The following is an 18,100-nucleotide window of genomic DNA, read 5'->3' as shown; positions in this document are numbered from 1 at the left end:
GCGAAGCTGGATTCCTTTTACCGTCAAAATATAGCATGCGGGATCTGGACAGACAATACAGTGCTGAGAATATTGCCGTCGGATCAGAATTTCTGTGAAGTATCAGGCTTCATTCCGCTACGCTGCACGGTCTGTTCTTAAGCCCATCCACGTCAAAAAGGGTACCCTCCGGCCATGATCAACTTCCTTCACGGCTGTTTGGCACCCTGTTCCTGCTTCTTTTCTGACACTCGGCTTCCGTTTATTTCTGCAGCTCCAGATCCTTCTGCTTCAGCAGGTCTGCGTATTCCGCTTTGTGTTGCTCAAGCTTCAGCTTCAGCTCGGCGCTGCCGGGATTTGATTTCAGCTCGCTGCTGGTCGTCAGAATATTGTTGACTGCAATATCAATTTTAGCGTCTATAACTTCCAGCTTGCTCTTGGTCAAGGTCAAAGCAGGATCCGGCGTTGCAACCGGCACAGGAGTCGCAGTTGGAATTCTATCGCTGGATGAGAAAAAATCCGTCCCCGTCTTCTCCACCAGGCTGATCGTTTTGCCCTCTACAGTAACTTTGAACCCGGCTAATTCTCCGATTGCGCGAACGGGCGCATAGCTTTTGCCGTCAATTACGATGGCCGGATCGGCCAGCTTCTTCCCGTACACCTTCACGCTATACTCCGCCTGAATAGCCTTTCCTACTAGTGTTGCAGAAGCGCCCAGCGCCTGCGCCCCCATCATCAATATCGCTCCGGCGATGACTCCGGCAGCAATCTTTTTCATAAGAAATTCACTCCCTGTATTTAAGACTATGACTATTATTCTATCATTTAATAGCCGTCCGTGCCTCTTTGCCGATGATTCTATTTGGCTATATCGTATCGGAAATCTACTGTATTAGAATCTGCCTTCTCCTCCATGTTAAACTAGAGAAGTAACCGTTAGAACGTAAGTTGGCGTACTACATTTTTATTATGCTTTTAGATAGGCTGAATGTAAGAAACATACGGTCTTATTATGAGTGTAATGATAGGAGCTATATTATGAGAGTATTAGAGATTGTATTAACCGTGTCAACCCTATTATTTATGCTAAGCTTTGTGTCACACAAGTTACCTCTCAAGGTAACAATGATATTAACTGCGGTTAGTATTACATTGTGCGCTGCACAGCTCTGGTTTGAAGGGTACCGCTGGCAAATGGCGGGCGTGTATATAATTGTACTTCTTGGCATGCTCATCCGCATTTCAAGAATCATTAGAGGCCGTTCGCAGGAACCGTTGTCTAGTGGAAAAACCTCCGGAACATCTATTTCCCGCTTGCTGAAACGCTGCTCTGTAGTTGCAGGTATACTCATGGTGATCGGCTCGGCAGTGCTGTCTTCCATTCTCCCCGTTGTGGAGTTCCCCGCTCCGGAAGGGCCCTATGCCGTTGGCATGCAGACTCTTCATCTCACCGACAGCAGCCGGCCTGAGCCTCAGACGCCAGACCCGGGGGATTCAAGAGAGCTAATGGTTTATGTCTGGTATCCAGCCGCTGTGAAGCACGGGAAGCATACTGCACCCTGGCTCCCTGGCGACCGTCAAAGCAACCGGAAGCTGATGTCCGCTTTTGCCGGATCATTAAGAGTACCCTCCTTCGCCGTGGATTATTGGCGGTACATTCATACGAATGCTTATCCTGATGCGGACTGGCTGCGCTCTGAAGGACCTTATCCGCTGATCCTGCTTAATCATGGCCTCGGTTCCTCCAGCCTTCTGCATACCTCGCTTGCTGAGAATCTGGCATCAAACGGTTATATTGTAGCAGCCGTAGATCATACCTACAGTTCAACAGCGACCTTGTTTCCAAACGGCACAGTTACCGGGTTTAATGACTCTTTAAGCGCAGATAATTTTACAGGAACCGGCACCCAGCTGGGCAACATATGGAACGGCGATAACCGCTTTGTCCTCGGCCAACTGCAGCAGCAATTCGCAGATTACATAAATGCAGAACAAATCGGGGTGATAGGTCACTCCTTCGGGGGAGCGGCTGCGTACGAGGCGATGTTCTCGGTTCCAGCAATGAAGGCCGGGATAGACATGGATGGATCCTTGTATACCCTTACCGGGCCGAAAATGAGCAAACCGTTCTTGTTCATAGAGTCAGAGGAATACTATAACGTGAAGAAGCAGAATACAGATCCTGACATCGATGCCGAGGAGAAAATAATGAATAATGCCTCGCTGAACGGGGGCGGCAGGCTCTATATCAAAGGCACAGCACACTACAACTTTACTGATCTGCAGTTCTATTCAAGCCTGCTAAAATATACCGGAATGACGGGCAGCATTCATAGTGCGCGAAGCAACGAAATTGTAAACCGGCTGGTACTGGATTTCTTCAACGAGCATTTGAAGGGAATCCCTCAGGATGCAGGCGAACCTGGGACTGCCGGGTATGATGAGGTGGTTAGGCCTTAATCTCCTTGGCATACTTCCTACTAAATTAGCCTTCCGTATGAATATAAGAAAGATCAGTATCCGCATCCGGTACTCATAGGTACACTTATATAAAAGGACGCCTCTACATCATATGGATGCTGTAGAGGCATCTTTGTGTTGTAAGCCGATTGTACGCGGTGGCTGTTAATCAGTACTATTGAGGATTGACAACTATCTTATTCCTCTCTATTATAATTAAATGATAATGATAATCATTATCTAGAATAGATTCTTTATTGCCTCTCCAGCAGGCATTTACCTGTTAATTTCCATACATAAGGTACATAAGTGCACTGGTGTCCATTTGTCTGCGGAAACAGGTTTTTATGGAAAAATTCATCATAAAGGAGCATCACCTATGCTGAGCACAAAAAAGATATTTCTTCCGTTAACCCTTCTGATCCTCACCTTAATCCTGGCAGCCTGCGGCCAGTCAGACAACACGAATAGCGCCGCCCCATCTGCGGCGGCTGCAACTGAGTCCCCTGCGGCCAGTCCGGCGGCAACCGGAGCTGCGGCTACAACAAGATTGTACACGGATTACAAAAAAAGAGAGGTTGAAATCCCAACTGATCCGCAGCACATTGTCTATGTCGGCAGTAATCCGGGTGACCTGCTGGCGCTGGGGATTAAGCCTGCGGGAGCTTCGCTAAGCGTCATCGGCACTCAGGTGGCTTACCCCGATCTGCTCGAAGGGATTGAGGACATCGGGTATCCGTTCTCTGCTGAGAAGATTCTGGCCTTATCCCCGGACCTGATTATCTTCGACGACTGGGATGAGACCGGGATTGAAGCGTTAAGCCAAATCGCACCGACCGTGGTCGTGGGACTGGACGGCACCTTCCCGACGGAGGAGCGTGTCCGGCAGCTGGCCGAATTGTTCGGCCGCACGGAAGCTGCGGACCGCTGGTTCAATGATTATACGACGAAGGTTGCCTCCGTGAAGAAGCAGCTCAATCTAACTGAAGGTGATACAGCTACCTCCCTGCTGGTGCTTGGCTCCGAGCTGTACATTATGGGCGGCAAAGGTCTGAACGAAACGCTGTACGGACAGCTTGGCTTCAAGCCGGCAGAAGGCGTCCAGAAGCTGGTCGATGCCGGCGAACGGTTCGTAACCATCTCTGACGAGGTGCTGCCACAGTATATTGGAAAGCATATGTTCCTCCTTACCGACACCAGCAGCAAGACGGCTGCGAGACAGACTGCACTTATGGACAGCGGCTTATGGAAAGCGATCCCTGCCGTCAAGGAAGGCCGTGTATACACCTTCGATAGCAAATATAACTTCGATGACCCGATTACCCTCGACCGGCTGCTGGATGAGATCGTTGAGATTTTTGGCAGCAAGGGTAAAGAGTAAAAAGGTAAACAGTAATTAGAAATTAATCGCGCTGGCGAATTGTATTCGGTTTATAGCATACAATTCGCCCGTGCTATAATCGCTTACAACTCATCGCAAAAAGACTTAGGCTGCCGGGATTTTCCCGGGCAGCCTAAGTCTTCGTCTAGCCTATACTTCTACTCCCGCTTACCTGCCCGCCCTCACCGAAACCGCACCCTTCGCAGCGATATCAAGGGTCAATAATTTTTCCCCCTCCAGCCGCACAGCCACGTTCTCCGGGGTCTCTCCGTCGTTGAACAGGACGACTGCGATGGACCCGTCGCGGTTGCGGAAGGCCACGGAACGCACGGGCTCATGGCTGGCGGCAGACTCCAGGCGCAATGCCCCGGGGCGGATCACCTTGCTGAAATGTGCCAGTGCATAGTAGTCCAGAGTGTACGTCAGCTCCCGGGTCTGCTGGTTGACCGTCACTACCCCGCGGCAGGTGCTCTCCCCGAAGCCGGGCACCGTAGGGCCGTTCAGTTCATCCAAGGCCATATTCCATAGCACGAACGATTTGCTGTGATTCCGCAGAATCTCAATTCCCGTGCGCATCACATTGGAGAAGGCCTGCTCGAACGGGGGAATCCATTCCCCGCCAGAGCCTTCGGTGAAATGGACCTCATGATCCGGGTAGGCCGCCTGCACCTCCGACTGCTCGGACGCCGCGCCGCCGTACCAGTGCCAGGCTACGCCGTCCACCTCTGCCCCGGCTGCCTCCAGCACAGACAGCGGATAATCCGGCCGGTCCCAGTTATGGTCGTAGCAGAAGATTTTGGCGGCCAGCCCGTGCTGCCTGAACACAGGCTTCAGATAGTCCCGGATGAACTCCCGCTGCTCCTCCGGCAGCATCAGCATACTGGGGTAATGCTGCGGCTCATAGAGCGGCTCGTTCTGCACAGTGACAGCATAGATAGGTAAGCCATGAGCGGCATAAGCCTGAATATAGCGGACAAAATAATCCGCATACACCCGGTAATACTCTGGCTTCAGCCGTCCGGCGATCATCGAGCCGCTGGTCTTCATCCAGCCCGGCGCGCTCCAGGGTGAAGCCACCAGCTTCAGCTCAGGATTCAGCTTCAAGGCCTGCTGCACCAAAGGAATGATGTCTGCTTCATCGTGGGCGATGGAGAATCCGGCCAACTCCGGATCACTCCCGCCTTCAGGCAGATCATTATAGCTGTAGACCGTTCTGGCATAATCCGATGCGCCCATGGGATTACGCAGGAAGGACAAGCCGATCCCCGCCTGCGGATCGAACAGCTTGCGCATTACCTCCGTCCGCTGCTCTGCACCTAGCACCTGATGGATCAGGTAGGCGGCCGAGTCGGTGAAGGAAGCCCCGAAGCCATCCATCTCCTGATAGGTCTTACTCGCATCAATGTCTACGGTGACCGTAACTGCATCATCAGAAATCTGCGGCAGCTGTGCTGCGGACTGCTCTATAAACAGCTCGTTCTCTCCGCTGGACTGGTACATGATCATTTCCCGCATGTGTTATCCCTCCATCTTCTTATATAAAAGGGCCCAAAACGGGCCCTCCCTTGCGCCTTGACTACTTAATGCCCAGCTTGGCCTTATTGGCCTTCATCTTCTCGCTGCGGACCTCTACGATTTTGCTCCAGTTGTTCTTGTCCAGGAAGGTCTTATGCTCCGCCAGAATGCTGTCAAAGGTTGCCTCATCCTTGGCCCGGATCATGCTGACCAGCGTGGTGTTCCAGTTCGTATTAATGGCCGTCTGGCCGCGGGCCTCCGCCGTCCCCTGATCGGGGTTAATATTCTCCAGGATGAAATGCGGCTTCAGCTTGCCTTTACCCCATTCCTGCATCTGCTTGATCGACTCGGGGAAGGCGTCCTTGCTCAGCGCTTTGTGGCGGTCATGTCCGAAGAACATGAATTCGCCCATTCGGTAGTCCTTCTTGAACTTATCCGCATTATTAAGCTGCAGGTCCTTCACTTCCGGCAGCAGCTCAACCGTACCGTCGGGATTGGATTTATAAGTTACACCTTCAATCCCGTAGTTCATCAGCTTCTGTCCTTCTTCGCTCAGCAGATACGTGAAAATCTGAATCGCTTTGGCCGGGTCCTTGCAATTCTTGGTGATGTAATTAATCATCCAGCCGGTAATCCCGGATTGATTGAGGGTCGGCTGATGCCCTACGGTGCTCTGCGGCCCGTCAACAGCCATATACTCCTTGCCGGGATTGGCACTCATGAAAATCTGCAAATTGCCGCCCTGCTGTGGAGTACCGTCAAGCAGCATGGCCGCATATTTGCCGGACTTCACCTTTTCCTCAAAGCCGGTTCCGTCATCTGCGAAGCTGTCATCACTGATCGCCCCGTCCCGGTACACGGCATTCAGCGTCCGCAGCCAGGTCAGATAATCCTCATCCAGATTGCGGTTGTAGAACTTGCCGTCCTCCGTCTCCAGCGGAACGCCGATGAAATCCTGCAGCGCATCCCCGAGCGAACCGGTCCCTTCCCCGATAGCATTGAACCCGAAGGGAATCATATCCGGGAATTTGCTCTTAATCTCATTCATTGTCTTCTGGAAGGCCTCCGGGGTCCCGAAGTCAGGGCTGCCCAGCGCTTCATACACATCCTTGCGGATGACAAAAGCCGTCTTCGCCGGAATATTACCGCTGTCATAATCCGCCTGTGTATTGGAATAGTTCGGATAACCGTAGGTTTTGCCGTCCTTCAGCTGAAACCAGTTCAGCGTGTCGGCAGCGGCCACCTTGTTGAAATACGGGTCATACTTCTCCGCCAGCTCATTGAGCGGAAGCGCCCAGGTGGAGGCCTTTTGCACAACCGGGGAATTGGAGTCGAAGATCGTCAGCAGATCCGGCATATCGCCGCCCGCGAAGAACGTATTCAGCTTCGTATCGTCCCCGGTAATGAACTTGATGTTGATGTTCAGATCCTCTTTGATCTTCTTGGTGACTACATCCTTGCCGAAGTCCGTATTCCACCAGTCTGCGTTCACATACCAGGTTAAGTCCGTAGTCTCGCTCTTCTTATCCAGCTGCCAGGCCGGAGTCTCCGGGTCTACCGTATACCGGTTGTCCAGGGACACCTCAACCGCCTTGGTGGAGCCGCCGCCCGAGCTGCAGCCTGCCGCCACCAGCATAGCCGCCATCAGGAGCAGCGCGGATTTTAGCGTTTTTGTGCCGAGAACCTTAGTCATCTTGATCATCTTCTTGACCTCCTATAACGTAGTGAATCTCTTCTACTCCTTGACTGCCCCCAGCATCATGCCCGAGATGAAGTACCGCTGAAGAATGGGATACATCGCAACAATCGGCAGTGTGGTAATGACGATGGTGGCCAGCTGAACTCCTTTGGTGGTGGTCTCAATGACGACGGAGCCTCCGATATTCTGCATGGACTGGGTCTGCGACTGCACAATAATCTCATACAGCTTCATCTGCAGCGGGTAGAGCGCCTGATCAGTAATGTACAGCTTCGTGGTCATGAAGTCGTTCCATTGTCCCACCCCATTGAACAGGGCGATGGTGGCCATCGCGGGCATGGACAGCGGAATGAAGATTTTGAGGAAAATATGCCAGTCGCCTGCGCCGTCAATCTTGGCCGACTCCTCCAGCGAATCCGGCACGTTCCGGAAAAAGTTCATCAGAATCACCACATCGTAATAACTGAATAATGCGGGGATAATGTAGACCCAGAAGCTGTTCAGCAGCCCGAGCGATTTGATAAGCAGATACGTCGGAATCATTCCGCCGGAGAAAAACATCGTGATGACGCCCATCGCCACATACAGCTTGCGGCCGCGGATGTATCTTTTGCTGAGACCGTAGCCGATCATTGCGCAAAAGAACACGTGGGTGATCACCCCGAGAAACGTCTTGGCGACCGAGACAATGAAGGATTGACCGATCGTGCTGTCATTGAAGACCGCCCGGTAATTCTCCAGCGAGAATTCTTTGGACCAGAAGATGAATCCGCCCTCGGCAAGCGCCCTGCCCGAACTAAGGGAGGAGATAATTACGTTCCATAGGGGAACGAGGATAATAACCATGAAGCAGACCAACAGCACCTTATTCACCGCATCAAAGATCCGGCTGTCGAGATCTTCCCGTATGACCTTCCGATTCACTCTAACGCCCCCTCTACAACACGGATTGATTATCGTTCAATTTACTGGTGACCTTGTTGGCCATAAGCAGCAGGATTACCGACACAATGGAGACACCGAGGCCGACAGCCGTAGCATAAGAGAAATCGCCCTGCGTCATCCCCATGCGGTAGACGTAAGAGTTGATAACCTCTGCTTTCTCCCGGTTCTGCGAGTTCATCAAGACCAGCGTCTGATCCAGATTCGAGCCGAGTAGGCCGCTTACCGTCAAAATCAGATTCAGGCTGATGATCGCCTTCATGTTCGGAAGGGTGATATTCCAGATCTGACGCAGCCGGCCGGCTCCATCAATCCGGGCCGCTTCGTAGTAGGTGGGGTCAATCTTGGCCATAATCGCCAGATACAGAATGGTGCCCCAGCCGGCTTCCTTCCAGATATCGGACAACGTGGCAATCCACCAGTACTTGCCTGCATCCAGCAGGATGTTGGAAGGCTTCGAGATCAGCCCGAGATTCAGCAGCAGCTCATTGAACAGCCCCGAGGTGGAGAACCAGGTGATCAGCATCCCGCCCAGGACGATCCACGACAGGAAATGCGGCAGATAGGAGATCGTTTGGACGAATTTTTTGAAGCGGCCCATGTTCAGCTCGTAGATCATAATGGCGAGGATAATCGGAATGATGAACCCGATCCCAAGCTTCAGGAAGCTGATGCCCAGCGTATTGATGACAGCATCCCAGAAATATTCGTCTGACAGAATAATTCTGAAGTTGTCCAGACCCACCCAGGGTGCCGTGGACAAGGTATCAATGACCGTGTAATTCTTGAAGGCAATCGTCAGCCCGTAGATCGGTATGTAGCAGAAAATAATCATGAAAATAATGCCCGGCAGCACCATCGACTGAATCTCCCACTGCCTCTTGTAATCGGTTACAAATTCATTGATCCGCTGCCCCATGGGCTTCTTGGCGGACGGCGGAATCGCTGGCGGGATGGAAGCTGATGTTGCAGACGCTGATGTTTTATTCATGTTCTTGTCCCCCTCTCCATTTAGATATCCAGTTGGTGCTCACATTGGTGCTCAAAGCAATAAAAACGTTTTTATTTTGGCGCAAAAAATCCCCCTCCTGTAAAATCAGTTTCACCCGCTGCCCTCTATCTGCGGTCCTTCCGCTCCAGCTTCACATGACTTGAGCCTCTTACGACCAGCTCGCCCTGCAGCTTCTGTGCTGCGCCCTGCTCCTTGTCTTGAATCATGCGGACCAGATGATCGATCGCCAGCATGCCCTGTCTTGCAATCTGATTCCTTACCGTCGTGAGCGGCGGCGAATAATAAGGAGCGATATCAATATCATCGAAGCCCATCACACTGACATCCTGCGGCACTTCATACCCATAGCTCTTGAGCGCTTGAATACAGCCCATGGCACTGATATCGTTGCCGGCCAGGAAGGCGTCGGGGACTCTCGCGGGATGCAGGCGGAGGTAAGACTTCACGGCATTATAGGTGCTGTCCTCCTCAAAATACCCCTGAAGGATAAACTCCTCCTCCACCGGAAGCTGGTATTCACGCAGCGCGGCCAGATAGCCTTCCTTCCGCTGCACACTGTCGAACATCGTATCCACGCCGGAGATATAGGCAATCCGCTTATGCCCCAGGCTGATCAAATACTTCGTAGCCTCATAGCCTGATTCATAGGAATCAAAGATAATGCTGCCCATCCCTTCATCCTCCAGCACCCGGTCCAGAAACACCGCCTTGATCTTGTCTTTCTTCATAGCGGCAATGTCCTGCTCGTCGATGCCCAGCTCCTCATAGATAATGACACCATCCACCCGCCGTCCGAGGATATTGCTCATAATGACTTGTTTGTCCTTGGTGACGAATACATTCAGGCCATAGCCCAGCCGGTCGCACTGACGGGACATGGATTCAACCAGCTTGTAGAAGTATGGACCGGATACACTTGTTGTGAAAAAACCCAGCATCTTCGTGGTACCCGATTTCAGCAGCTTACCGTTCAGATTCGGCACGTAATTCAGGCGCTGGGCCACCTTCAGAATATGCGCTTTGGTCTCCGGGCTCAGCACATCCACATCATTCAGGGCGTTGGAGACCGTCGAGATGGAGACCCCGGCTTCCCGTGCGACATCTTTGATCGTTATCTTAGCCATATCAATGTTCCTTTTTGATAAAAACGTTTTTATTGACTCTAAAGTAACATGAAACCGCTTTAAATACAACACTTTTTCTCATGAGCTATATTCAGCCGCCTTTTCTGCTCATTATTGCCCGCCGGACGCAAGCATAAGCTGGTTCAGCATACAATAACTTCTATGTATTTGAATTTATCTTATTTTACTATAAGACAGCGGGATTTAGCTATGCCGGAGTAAGATTACACATCACAGCCTTATGCCGAAGAAAGGCCTTGCACAGCTTGGCAGGCCTTCCTTTGGCATATCGTATTATTTGGTCAAGCCCAAACGCCGGTACTTCATTACTCTGCGGTACATGGATTTATCCTTCAGCTGATTAAAAATGTAGGGATCGGGATTCATATTCACTTCAATGATCCACGGCTTCAGTGAGTGGTCTAGTCCGACATCTACACCGAATTGCCGGTGGTGCGGATAAGTCTTTTTCAGTTGCCGCGCTATGCGTGTGCCCAGCCGGTTCATTTCCCCCTTAAGCTGCACAAGCTGCTGCGCAGACAGATGGGTGGAGAGCAAATGCTCCACTGCGGTCGGTTTGCCGCCGCTGTGGTAATTGGTCACAATTTTGCGCGGATGCCCCAGCCGCCCGATAATCCCCGTAGCTTCCCATACGCCCTTGGGACTGAGCTGCACCATCACCCGGATATCGAAACGGCGCCCGTGATGCTTCAGCAGGTGGATACCTTTTTGCAGCAGATAGCTCCTCTTCCCGATTCTTGTCGCCAGACTGTGATGAAAAGCCTCAAACGTAGCGAAACGGCGCACGGTCTCCTCATACTGATACATATATCCCTGCCGGTCCTTCCGCTCCGCGCGGATCACACCCATGCCATACGTTCCCCGTTCCGGCTTGATATAGATCATTCCATAGCTGTGCATCATCTGCTCCAGATTACGCCTGTTAAATCTCCGGGTATCGGGGATGAACCCCTTAATGGTCTCGTTCTTAAGCAGCAGTTGTGTCTTATACCATTTGCTCAGTCCTGAATGAATTGGTTTGGCTGTCACTTATGCACTCTCCTGTCCGGGCTGGGAGCCAACGCTCCGTTTTAACATTAAATTACATATTCACTGCATCCTATGCCGCCGGAGGTGCCGTGGAATATATCATTTGCCCCGTATAGAAAGATTAACTTGTGCGGGATAATTGCCCTCTCCATAGCAGCTCAGCAGGCATACGCTAGTGAAGACGATCAAATGTCAATATATGTATGGAGATGAATCTATGTCCCTTGCTGCTGTAAGTGTAACCTCAAGCGCTCCACCGATCGACGTCCTGATTCCTGCTATCGAAAAGGATCTCGCCACCCTACCTTATGTTATTGATAGTCTTCGCCGTTATGTCCAGCATTCTATCAGCAATATCTACATTGTCTCGCCGGAGAATAGTAGAATCAGACAACTGTGCTCCCGGAAAGCTTGCGTCTTTGTCAATGAAACCACCGTCCTCCCATTCACTAAAAAAGCGATCCGCTATTCCTCTTCCCGCTGGAACCGGTCAGGCTGGCTGTATCAGCAGCTGCTCAAGATGAACGGGGATCAGGTGTGCCGTGAGAAGTATTTCCTGGTCATTGATGCAGATACGGTGCTCATCCGTCCCCATCGCTTCCGTGCCGGCGGGAAAAGCATCTTCTATTGCCGCAACTGGAGCCAGCCGGAGTATTTCCGCACCTACCGCAAGCTGCTCGGTGCCCCTGCGCCTTCACCCAAGTCGTTCGTGACCCACTACATGCTGTTTGATTCCGCAAAGCTGGCCAGTCTCAAACGAAAAATTGCAGCCCGCCACGGCATGTCCTGGCACGCGGCTATTCTGCACTCGATCAACAAGAAGCGGCAGTTCGGCTTCTCCGAATTCGAGACTTATGCCAACTACGTGTACAGCGCAAACCGCACCTCTGTGCTGCTCAAGAATGCCAATAATAAAGCGCTAAAGACCCCGGCGGGCTCGCTGACTGAGGCGCAAATCCGGAAGTACGCCGGGTCTTACCGTTCGCTCTCCTTCCATCAGCGCAAGGGATACTCCACTCCGGGCAAGCCTTAAGGAGGCAAGAAACGTGATGCATACTATTCTTCTGTGCGGCGGCTCCGGCCAGCGGCTGTGGCCTCTGTCCGGCAGCATCCGCTCCAAGATGTTCCTGCAGCTGCTGCCTGCACCGGGCGGGGGCACAGAATCCATGATCGGGCGGGTATGCCGTCAGCTCAGTCAGGCCGGACTGGATAAATCCCTGTTGCTCGTGGCCCATCAGGAGCAGGCAGCCCTCACGCAGCGGTATACCGGAAGCAATTATCCGGTAATCGGAGAGCCGTGCAAGCGCGGCACCTTTACTGCTGCCGCGTTCGGCGCGCTGCACTTGCTTGCCACCGGCAAGGCACAGCCGGAGGACATCATCTGTATCGCTCCGGCCGACATGTATGCGGATGATGATTTCTTCCGCCAGTTCCATCGATTCCAGGTACTTCTGGCCGATTCTGGGGCCGAACTCCTCCTGCTTGGAACGAGGCCTTCATATCCCTCAGAGCAATACGGCTATATCGTCCCGGCACAGGAGGACGATGGCGGGTATGCTCCGGTACTATCTTTTGCAGAGAAGCCGGATAAAGTTAAAGCCCTGGAGTTGATGCAGGAGAAGGCTTTATGGAATTGCGGGGTATTCGCTTCGCGGCTGAGCTTCCTGCTGGAGCATCTGGAGAGGCTGGGGCTGCCCGTGGAATTCGCAGCATTAACCGCACTGTATCCAGAGCTCCCGGTCCGCAGCTTCGACAAGGAAGTGGCAGAACGCAGCACTAAGGCTGTTGTCTTACGGCATGATGGGGAATGGTCCGACCTGGGAAGCTGGGATACACTGACGGCCCGGCTGCCATCACAGGTCATTGGAGTAGGCGGGCTATGGGGAGAATGCGGAGACAGTCACCTTATTAACGAGCTGGAGGTGCCGCTGCATGTCATTGGGGTCTCCGGTATAGTCGCCATAGCCGGTCCCGAAGGCATCCTGATCGCAGATAAGAAGGACGCTAACACCATCAAGGATATTCTGGCGGAGAATTCAGTAACGGAGCCGAGGTATGGTGAAACGGGCTGGGGCAGCTATACCGTGCTGGACCGGGAATCAGACGGCTCCCGGATTGTCCTTACGGCAATGCTTACCCTGCTGCCGGGCCATAGCATACCTGAGATGACCTGTGAGCATTGTGCCAAGTCCTGGATGATTGTGTCCGGCCACGGAGAGGTACGGGTGGATGGGTGCGCAGCCGAAGCAGCGGCAGGCGGGATCTATACAATAGCCCGGGGGCAACAGCATACGCTCAGAGCTTTCAGTGCAATGAAGCTGATCGAGGTACGGACTGTCGAAGGAGGAGACGACGGGCGGGTGTACGGCTGCTGATATGAAGCCCCAGGGCTTCTTCGCAGATCCCGCCGCCACAGGCAAAAGGAATATCGCAAACGCCAGAATAGCTGGCCGTTTACGATATCCCTTATTAGTGGTGAAGGCTGTTGCCCACTATGTTAGGAGCAGGAGTTCTGCGGACGGATCACTGTATTGCGCAGATTCTAGACGGACGGCGGCAGGAACTGGAACCATTTGAAGTCAAACCGGCTGCCCGGCAGGAACAGGAAGGTAACCGTCCCGCTGCCGCTGACCGGCGGCTCCAGGGTGAATTCACGCTCAATGTAGCTGCCGCTTCCGGCGAATTCTATCAGTTGCTTCGTTTCGCCGCCGGAACCGCTGAACAGGATCTGCAGTGTATTGTTCGCAAGCGCTGAGCGTCCGCAGATTACCACCCGTGAGCCTTCCGCTCCGCCGAAGTCCATTCCGGCAAATATAAGCGACACATTGTTGCCGATTCCCTCGACGGCATCTTCAGTTAGGGTGAAGGTATCCCCGTAGACCGCAGTGTTGGCCAGGGCATTCAGACGCTCGAACGCCTTAGGCTTACGGACAAAGTAGAAGCCCTTCAAATGAATCTTCTTGCGCAGCACGAAGGACAGAGAGGTGATACCCGTCAGCCGTCTGGGAAGCGTATAACGTTCTTCCTGATATACATTCCAGCGGGATGGCTTCTGGTAAGTCATGGTGGTGAGCCGCTCGGCACCAGGCTGCCCGGGCACGCCTTCCCATATCTCAATCGGGAATTCCTGATCATCAAGCGAGAAGATTGGCAGAATAATCTCATCAGCCCCATACTCCCCGAAGTCAATCCGTTCGAAGCAGATCCGGCTCTCCCCTTTGCGGGCAGTGGCAACACCCCGTTCATTGCCGTTGGTCAGATTCCGGCTGTGGCTGCTGCTGAACCCGGAGGAGACAAATTCATACGGATTCAGATAAGCTTGACCAAAGCCTGTCAGCCTGAATTCCATTTGTGAATAGAGCCGTATTCCGTCAGCGCCATTGGCTGTTCCGCAGCGGATATATACATCTCCGTCACCGAGAGCCGTAATGACCGCCTCATGCCCATCCGTCTCCATGGCAGCAATATTGGCATCAATCCCGGCAGCGTTCGTAAGCCGCCACTCGACATCCTGCCAGGAGGCACCCTGTGGATGAAGCTTGACGCGGACCGGAAGCGACGGCTGCTCCGGTGTCAGAACATTGCCTTCGGGACAGATAATCTCCAGCTTGCGGACCGGGATCTCTCCATCCCGTCCACTCTCCGGATATCCGGATGCCGCATCTGCCTCCAGCGGATTGTGCGCATACAGATACAGCTCATCCCCGGCAGCCGTTCCCGGTGCCGGCAGCACCGATTGCAGCGTAAGCTCGGCGGAAGCTAGTCCCTCCGAAGCTGCCCGCAGCGTAATTGTTCCAGCCTCCAGTGTACCGGCAATCACTGCCAGCAGCTTACCGCTGAACAACCGGCGGCTGACGCCTTTGTAGGAATCATAGTCCGTGCTGTCCCCGTTATCCAGACCGATCAGCCGTCCGGGGCCTTCAATACGGAGACGGACCCGGTTATTGGCATTCGCTACCGGACGCCCCTCCTGATCCAGGGTGCTGATCGTTACAAAGATAAGATCCGTACCGTCTGCCGTAATTATCTGTTTGTCGGGAGTAAGGACAATCGACGCTGCATCTCCGAAAGAGGAAATCTGATCTGTGGCAATAACCTCCCCCTGCTCATCATAAGCTACAGCCCGCAGAACACCTTCCGCATAAGGCAGCTGCCATTCACCAAGCAGCTTATGCCCGTGAACATGATCAATCTCCACAATGCCCTGCGGGATTTCATTCATGAACAGCTCGATGCGCGGAGCATTGGAGCAGACACGCACATCAATCAGCTGACCCTGAGAGAAGTCCCAGTACGGGAAGATATGAACCATCGGATGTGTACGGTAATCCGTCCATTCCGCCTGATAAATATAATAGGAGTCTTTAGGGAAGCCTGCGGTATCCAGCTGCCCGAAATACGAATTCTTAGTGTGATACGGGGTAGGCTCCCCGATATAGTCAAAGCCGGTCCAGAGAAACTGCCCCAGCGAGAAGGCGGCATCCCGGTCTGCGGTGATGCAGGCCTCCGTGCTCTTGGCTCCCCAGCTGGTAGAGCTGTTCCCGAGGGAGGAGCACTGCTGGTCATCATCGGCCAGCACGGACTGGGCCAGCGGGAAATGGTAGACTCCCCGGCTCTGTACGGTCGAGCAGGTCTCGCTGCCGTAGATGATCCAGTCCGGATGCTCACGGTGATGCTGCTCATAATATTTCTCCGCATAATTGTAGCCCGCCACCTTAACGATATCGGCGCATTTCTGCGCATTCTCCCAGGGCATATAGTTCGAGCCGATGGTGACGAACGCATTGCGCCGCGGATCATGGATCAGCACCTCAGCCTGCAGCTCGCGGGTAAGCTCCTGGCCCCGGCTGTCCGCATGGGTATCATAAATCTCGTTGCCGATGCTCCACATCAGCAGGCTTGGACGGTTCCGGTCACGCCGCACCCAGCTGGCCACATCGCGCTTCCACCACTGCGGGTAGAAGCGTGCGTAATCATAAGGCGTTTTGCTGCGCTCCCACATGTCGAAGGCTTCTGATACGATCAGCAGCCCCATTTCATCGGCCATCTCCATGAGCTCTGTCGCCGGCATATTATGCGCGGTACGGATGGCGTTAACCCCCATTTCCTGCAGCAGGACGAGCTGGCGGCGCAGCGCCGCCTTGTTCACAGCAGCCCCCAGAGCGCCCAGGTCGTGATGCTGGCAGACTCCGTTTATTTTGACATGACGGCCGTTGAGGAAGAGGCCCTTGTCACTGTCCAGCTCCAGGGTCCGGAAGCCGAACCTCTCCTTCTCCACTTCAATCACTTCATCCTCAGCCAGCAGTTCGGTTTGCAGAGTGTAGAGATGGGGACTGGAAATATCCCATAGCAAGGGCTGGTCAACAGTCAGGCGGCTCAGGCAGTGTACGGTCCTCCCGGCCTGCATAGGCACCTCCGTGATGTGCCCGGTAATTACCGCTCCTTGCGCATCCAGAATGCTGTGCCGCAGCTTCAGCTTCGTTCCCTGTGCCGCAGCTTCGTCTGCGATACGCAGCTCCACATCGACATCCACCGTCCAGGTATCACCTTCCGCTGCTCTGGCTGCAATATAGATCCCGTCAGCGGCAATATGCGTCTTCGGTGTCGTCTTCAGCCAGACCGGACGGTAGATTCCAGCCCCGGAGTACCAGCGGGAATTGGGAGATTCGTGGATCACACGCATATATATTTCATTCTCTCCCTCTATCAGGTACGGGGTAATATCGAATTCAAAGGTAGAATATCCGTATTTCCACTCCCCCGCCTCCTGCCCGTTCACGTATAATGTGGAGTTCATATACACTCCTTCAAAACGCAGGGAAACGAGCTCATGGGCAGGCACTTTATCGAACTTAAGGCTGGTGCGGTACCAGCCCTCTCCGTTCTCATAGAGATTATGAGTATCATAGATCAGCCAGTCATGCGGCAGCGTAACCGGCATCCATTCCTTATCTGCGGCTACCTTGGCGAGCTCCGAATAAAGCGGTTGCTTGCTGAATTGCCACCCCTTGCTGAGTTTCCTTTTTAGACTCATTGCTGCACTTCCCCCTTAATAGTCCTACCCCTTTAATGCCCCTACCATCACGCCTTTAACAAAATACTTCTGCAGGAACGGATACAGCACCAGGATTGGGGCTGTACTCACGATAATTGCTGCATACTTCAGCGTCTCGGTCACATCCCGGCTATGGAGCAGTGTTGTGGTGCCCAGCATGCTGGCATTATCGTTCTCAAGAATGATATTTCTGACCACAAGCTGGATCGGGAACAGGCTCTGGTCCCGCAGGAAGATCATCGCGTTAAACCAACTGTTCCAGTGGCCTACGCCATAATACAGGATCAGCACAGCGACAACTGGCATAGACAGCGGAATGAAGATGCGGAACAGGATCGTGAAGTGACCTGCACCGTCCAGGAAAGCGGACTCCTCCAGCTCCCTCGGAATCGCCATGAAATAAGTGCGCATGATGATTAGGTTAAACGTACTAACTGCCGTAGGCAGAATCAGCGCCCAGAGGCTGTCGAGCAGGCCATAGGATTTCACGATCAGATAGAAAGGCACCAGTCCCCCTTGGAAAAACATGGTGAATACAATGAAAAACATGATCGGCTTTTGCAGCATGACCCCTTCCCGTGACAGGAAATAAGCGCCCAGGGAGGTAAGCGTCATGTTAATGCCAAGTCCCACCACCAGGATGAACAGTGTATTTTTGAAGCCGGTCAGAATGACTGGGTTGTTAAGCACCGCCTTGTAAGCTGCCAGCGAGAAGCCTTGCGGCCAGAGCAGAATGCCATCGAAGGAGATCAGGCGGTTCCCGTCACTTAACGAGGAGAACAAAATATACAGCATAGGATAAAGTGTCAGAATAATCATAAGCACCATAATAATCGAATTGCAAATATCAAAGATTCGTTCACCGAGCGATGCTTTAATCATA

The 18,100-nt window shown here is 53.1% G+C and carries 13 protein-coding genes; 4 read left to right on the top strand and 9 right to left on the bottom strand.

Annotation, left to right across the window (positions count from 1 at the left end; all coding sequences use genetic code 11):
• Positions 1-241 precede the first annotated feature (241 nt).
• Positions 242-757 carry a hypothetical protein gene (locus MKY64_RS05010; protein ID WP_051478579.1) on the bottom strand — a complete coding sequence of 172 codons (516 nt, stop codon included), beginning with the start codon at positions 755-757 and terminating at the stop codon, positions 242-244.
• Between the two features lie 572 nt (positions 758-1,329).
• Here MKY64_RS05010 and MKY64_RS05005 point away from each other — a divergent pair.
• Together MKY64_RS05005 and MKY64_RS05000 are read left to right on the top strand one after the other, a co-directional pair.
• The gene (locus tag MKY64_RS05005; RefSeq protein ID WP_340951332.1) at positions 1,330-2,439 is read left to right on the top strand and encodes an alpha/beta hydrolase family protein; all 1,110 of its coding nucleotides are present in this window, start codon (positions 1,330-1,332) and stop codon (positions 2,437-2,439) included.
• A gap of 379 nt (positions 2,440-2,818) precedes the next feature.
• The gene (locus MKY64_RS05000) at positions 2,819-3,820 is read left to right on the top strand and encodes an ABC transporter substrate-binding protein (protein ID WP_340951330.1); all 1,002 of its coding nucleotides are present in this window, start codon (positions 2,819-2,821) and stop codon (positions 3,818-3,820) included.
• Positions 3,821-3,988: 168 nt separating this feature from the next.
• Here MKY64_RS05000 and MKY64_RS04995 read toward each other — a convergent pair whose 3' ends face one another.
• The 6 genes from MKY64_RS04995 to MKY64_RS04970 all read right to left on the bottom strand — a co-directional run bounded on the left by MKY64_RS04995 (position 3,989) and on the right by MKY64_RS04970 (position 11,162).
• Positions 3,989-5,335: a glycoside hydrolase family 30 protein gene (locus MKY64_RS04995; protein WP_340951328.1), complete on the bottom strand. Its 1,347-nt coding sequence runs from the start codon at positions 5,333-5,335 to the stop codon at positions 3,989-3,991.
• A 61-nt stretch (positions 5,336-5,396) separates the two neighbouring features.
• Positions 5,397-7,037, bottom strand: a complete 1,641-nt coding sequence (locus MKY64_RS04990; protein WP_340951326.1) for a sugar ABC transporter substrate-binding protein — start codon at positions 7,035-7,037, stop codon at positions 5,397-5,399.
• Between the two features lie 33 nt (positions 7,038-7,070).
• A complete protein-coding gene (locus MKY64_RS04985; protein WP_036731709.1) occupies positions 7,071-7,958 on the bottom strand; it encodes a carbohydrate ABC transporter permease in 888 nt (295 codons plus the stop codon).
• A 13-nt stretch (positions 7,959-7,971) separates the two neighbouring features.
• The gene (locus tag MKY64_RS04980; RefSeq protein WP_051478573.1) at positions 7,972-8,967 is read right to left on the bottom strand and encodes an ABC transporter permease; all 996 of its coding nucleotides are present in this window, start codon (positions 8,965-8,967) and stop codon (positions 7,972-7,974) included.
• 125 nt (positions 8,968-9,092) lie between these two features.
• Entirely contained in the window at positions 9,093-10,112 is a 1,020-nt protein-coding gene (locus MKY64_RS04975) for a LacI family DNA-binding transcriptional regulator (RefSeq protein WP_036731707.1), read from the bottom strand.
• 294 nt (positions 10,113-10,406) lie between these two features.
• Positions 10,407-11,162: a YheC/YheD family protein gene (locus MKY64_RS04970; RefSeq protein ID WP_340951323.1), complete on the bottom strand. Its 756-nt coding sequence runs from the start codon at positions 11,160-11,162 to the stop codon at positions 10,407-10,409.
• A gap of 217 nt (positions 11,163-11,379) precedes the next feature.
• Between MKY64_RS04970 and MKY64_RS04965 the strand changes: the two genes are divergently transcribed.
• Together MKY64_RS04965 and MKY64_RS04960 are read left to right on the top strand one after the other, a co-directional pair.
• Positions 11,380-12,195, top strand: a complete 816-nt coding sequence (locus tag MKY64_RS04965) for a DUF6492 family protein (protein ID WP_076081203.1) — start codon at positions 11,380-11,382, stop codon at positions 12,193-12,195.
• A 16-nt stretch (positions 12,196-12,211) separates the two neighbouring features.
• Positions 12,212-13,537: a sugar phosphate nucleotidyltransferase gene (locus tag MKY64_RS04960; RefSeq protein WP_340958018.1), complete on the top strand. Its 1,326-nt coding sequence runs from the start codon at positions 12,212-12,214 to the stop codon at positions 13,535-13,537.
• A gap of 167 nt (positions 13,538-13,704) precedes the next feature.
• On the opposite strand, the gene MKY64_RS04955 is transcribed toward MKY64_RS04960, so the two are convergent.
• Positions 13,705-17,196, bottom strand: a complete 3,492-nt coding sequence (locus MKY64_RS04955) for a sugar-binding domain-containing protein (RefSeq protein WP_340951320.1) — start codon at positions 17,194-17,196, stop codon at positions 13,705-13,707.
• A 24-nt stretch (positions 17,197-17,220) separates the two neighbouring features.
• Positions 17,221-18,099 carry a carbohydrate ABC transporter permease gene (locus MKY64_RS04950; protein ID WP_339249689.1) on the bottom strand — a complete coding sequence of 293 codons (879 nt, stop codon included), beginning with the start codon at positions 18,097-18,099 and terminating at the stop codon, positions 17,221-17,223.
• Position 18,100: the final 1 nt, after the last annotated feature.

Origin of the sequence: Paenibacillus sp. FSL R7-0210, from assembly GCF_038009085.1 — a bacterium.
Classification (GTDB): domain Bacteria; phylum Bacillota; class Bacilli; order Paenibacillales; family Paenibacillaceae; genus Paenibacillus_AQ; species Paenibacillus_AQ silagei.
This window is presented reverse-complemented; position numbering and strand designations above follow the sequence as displayed.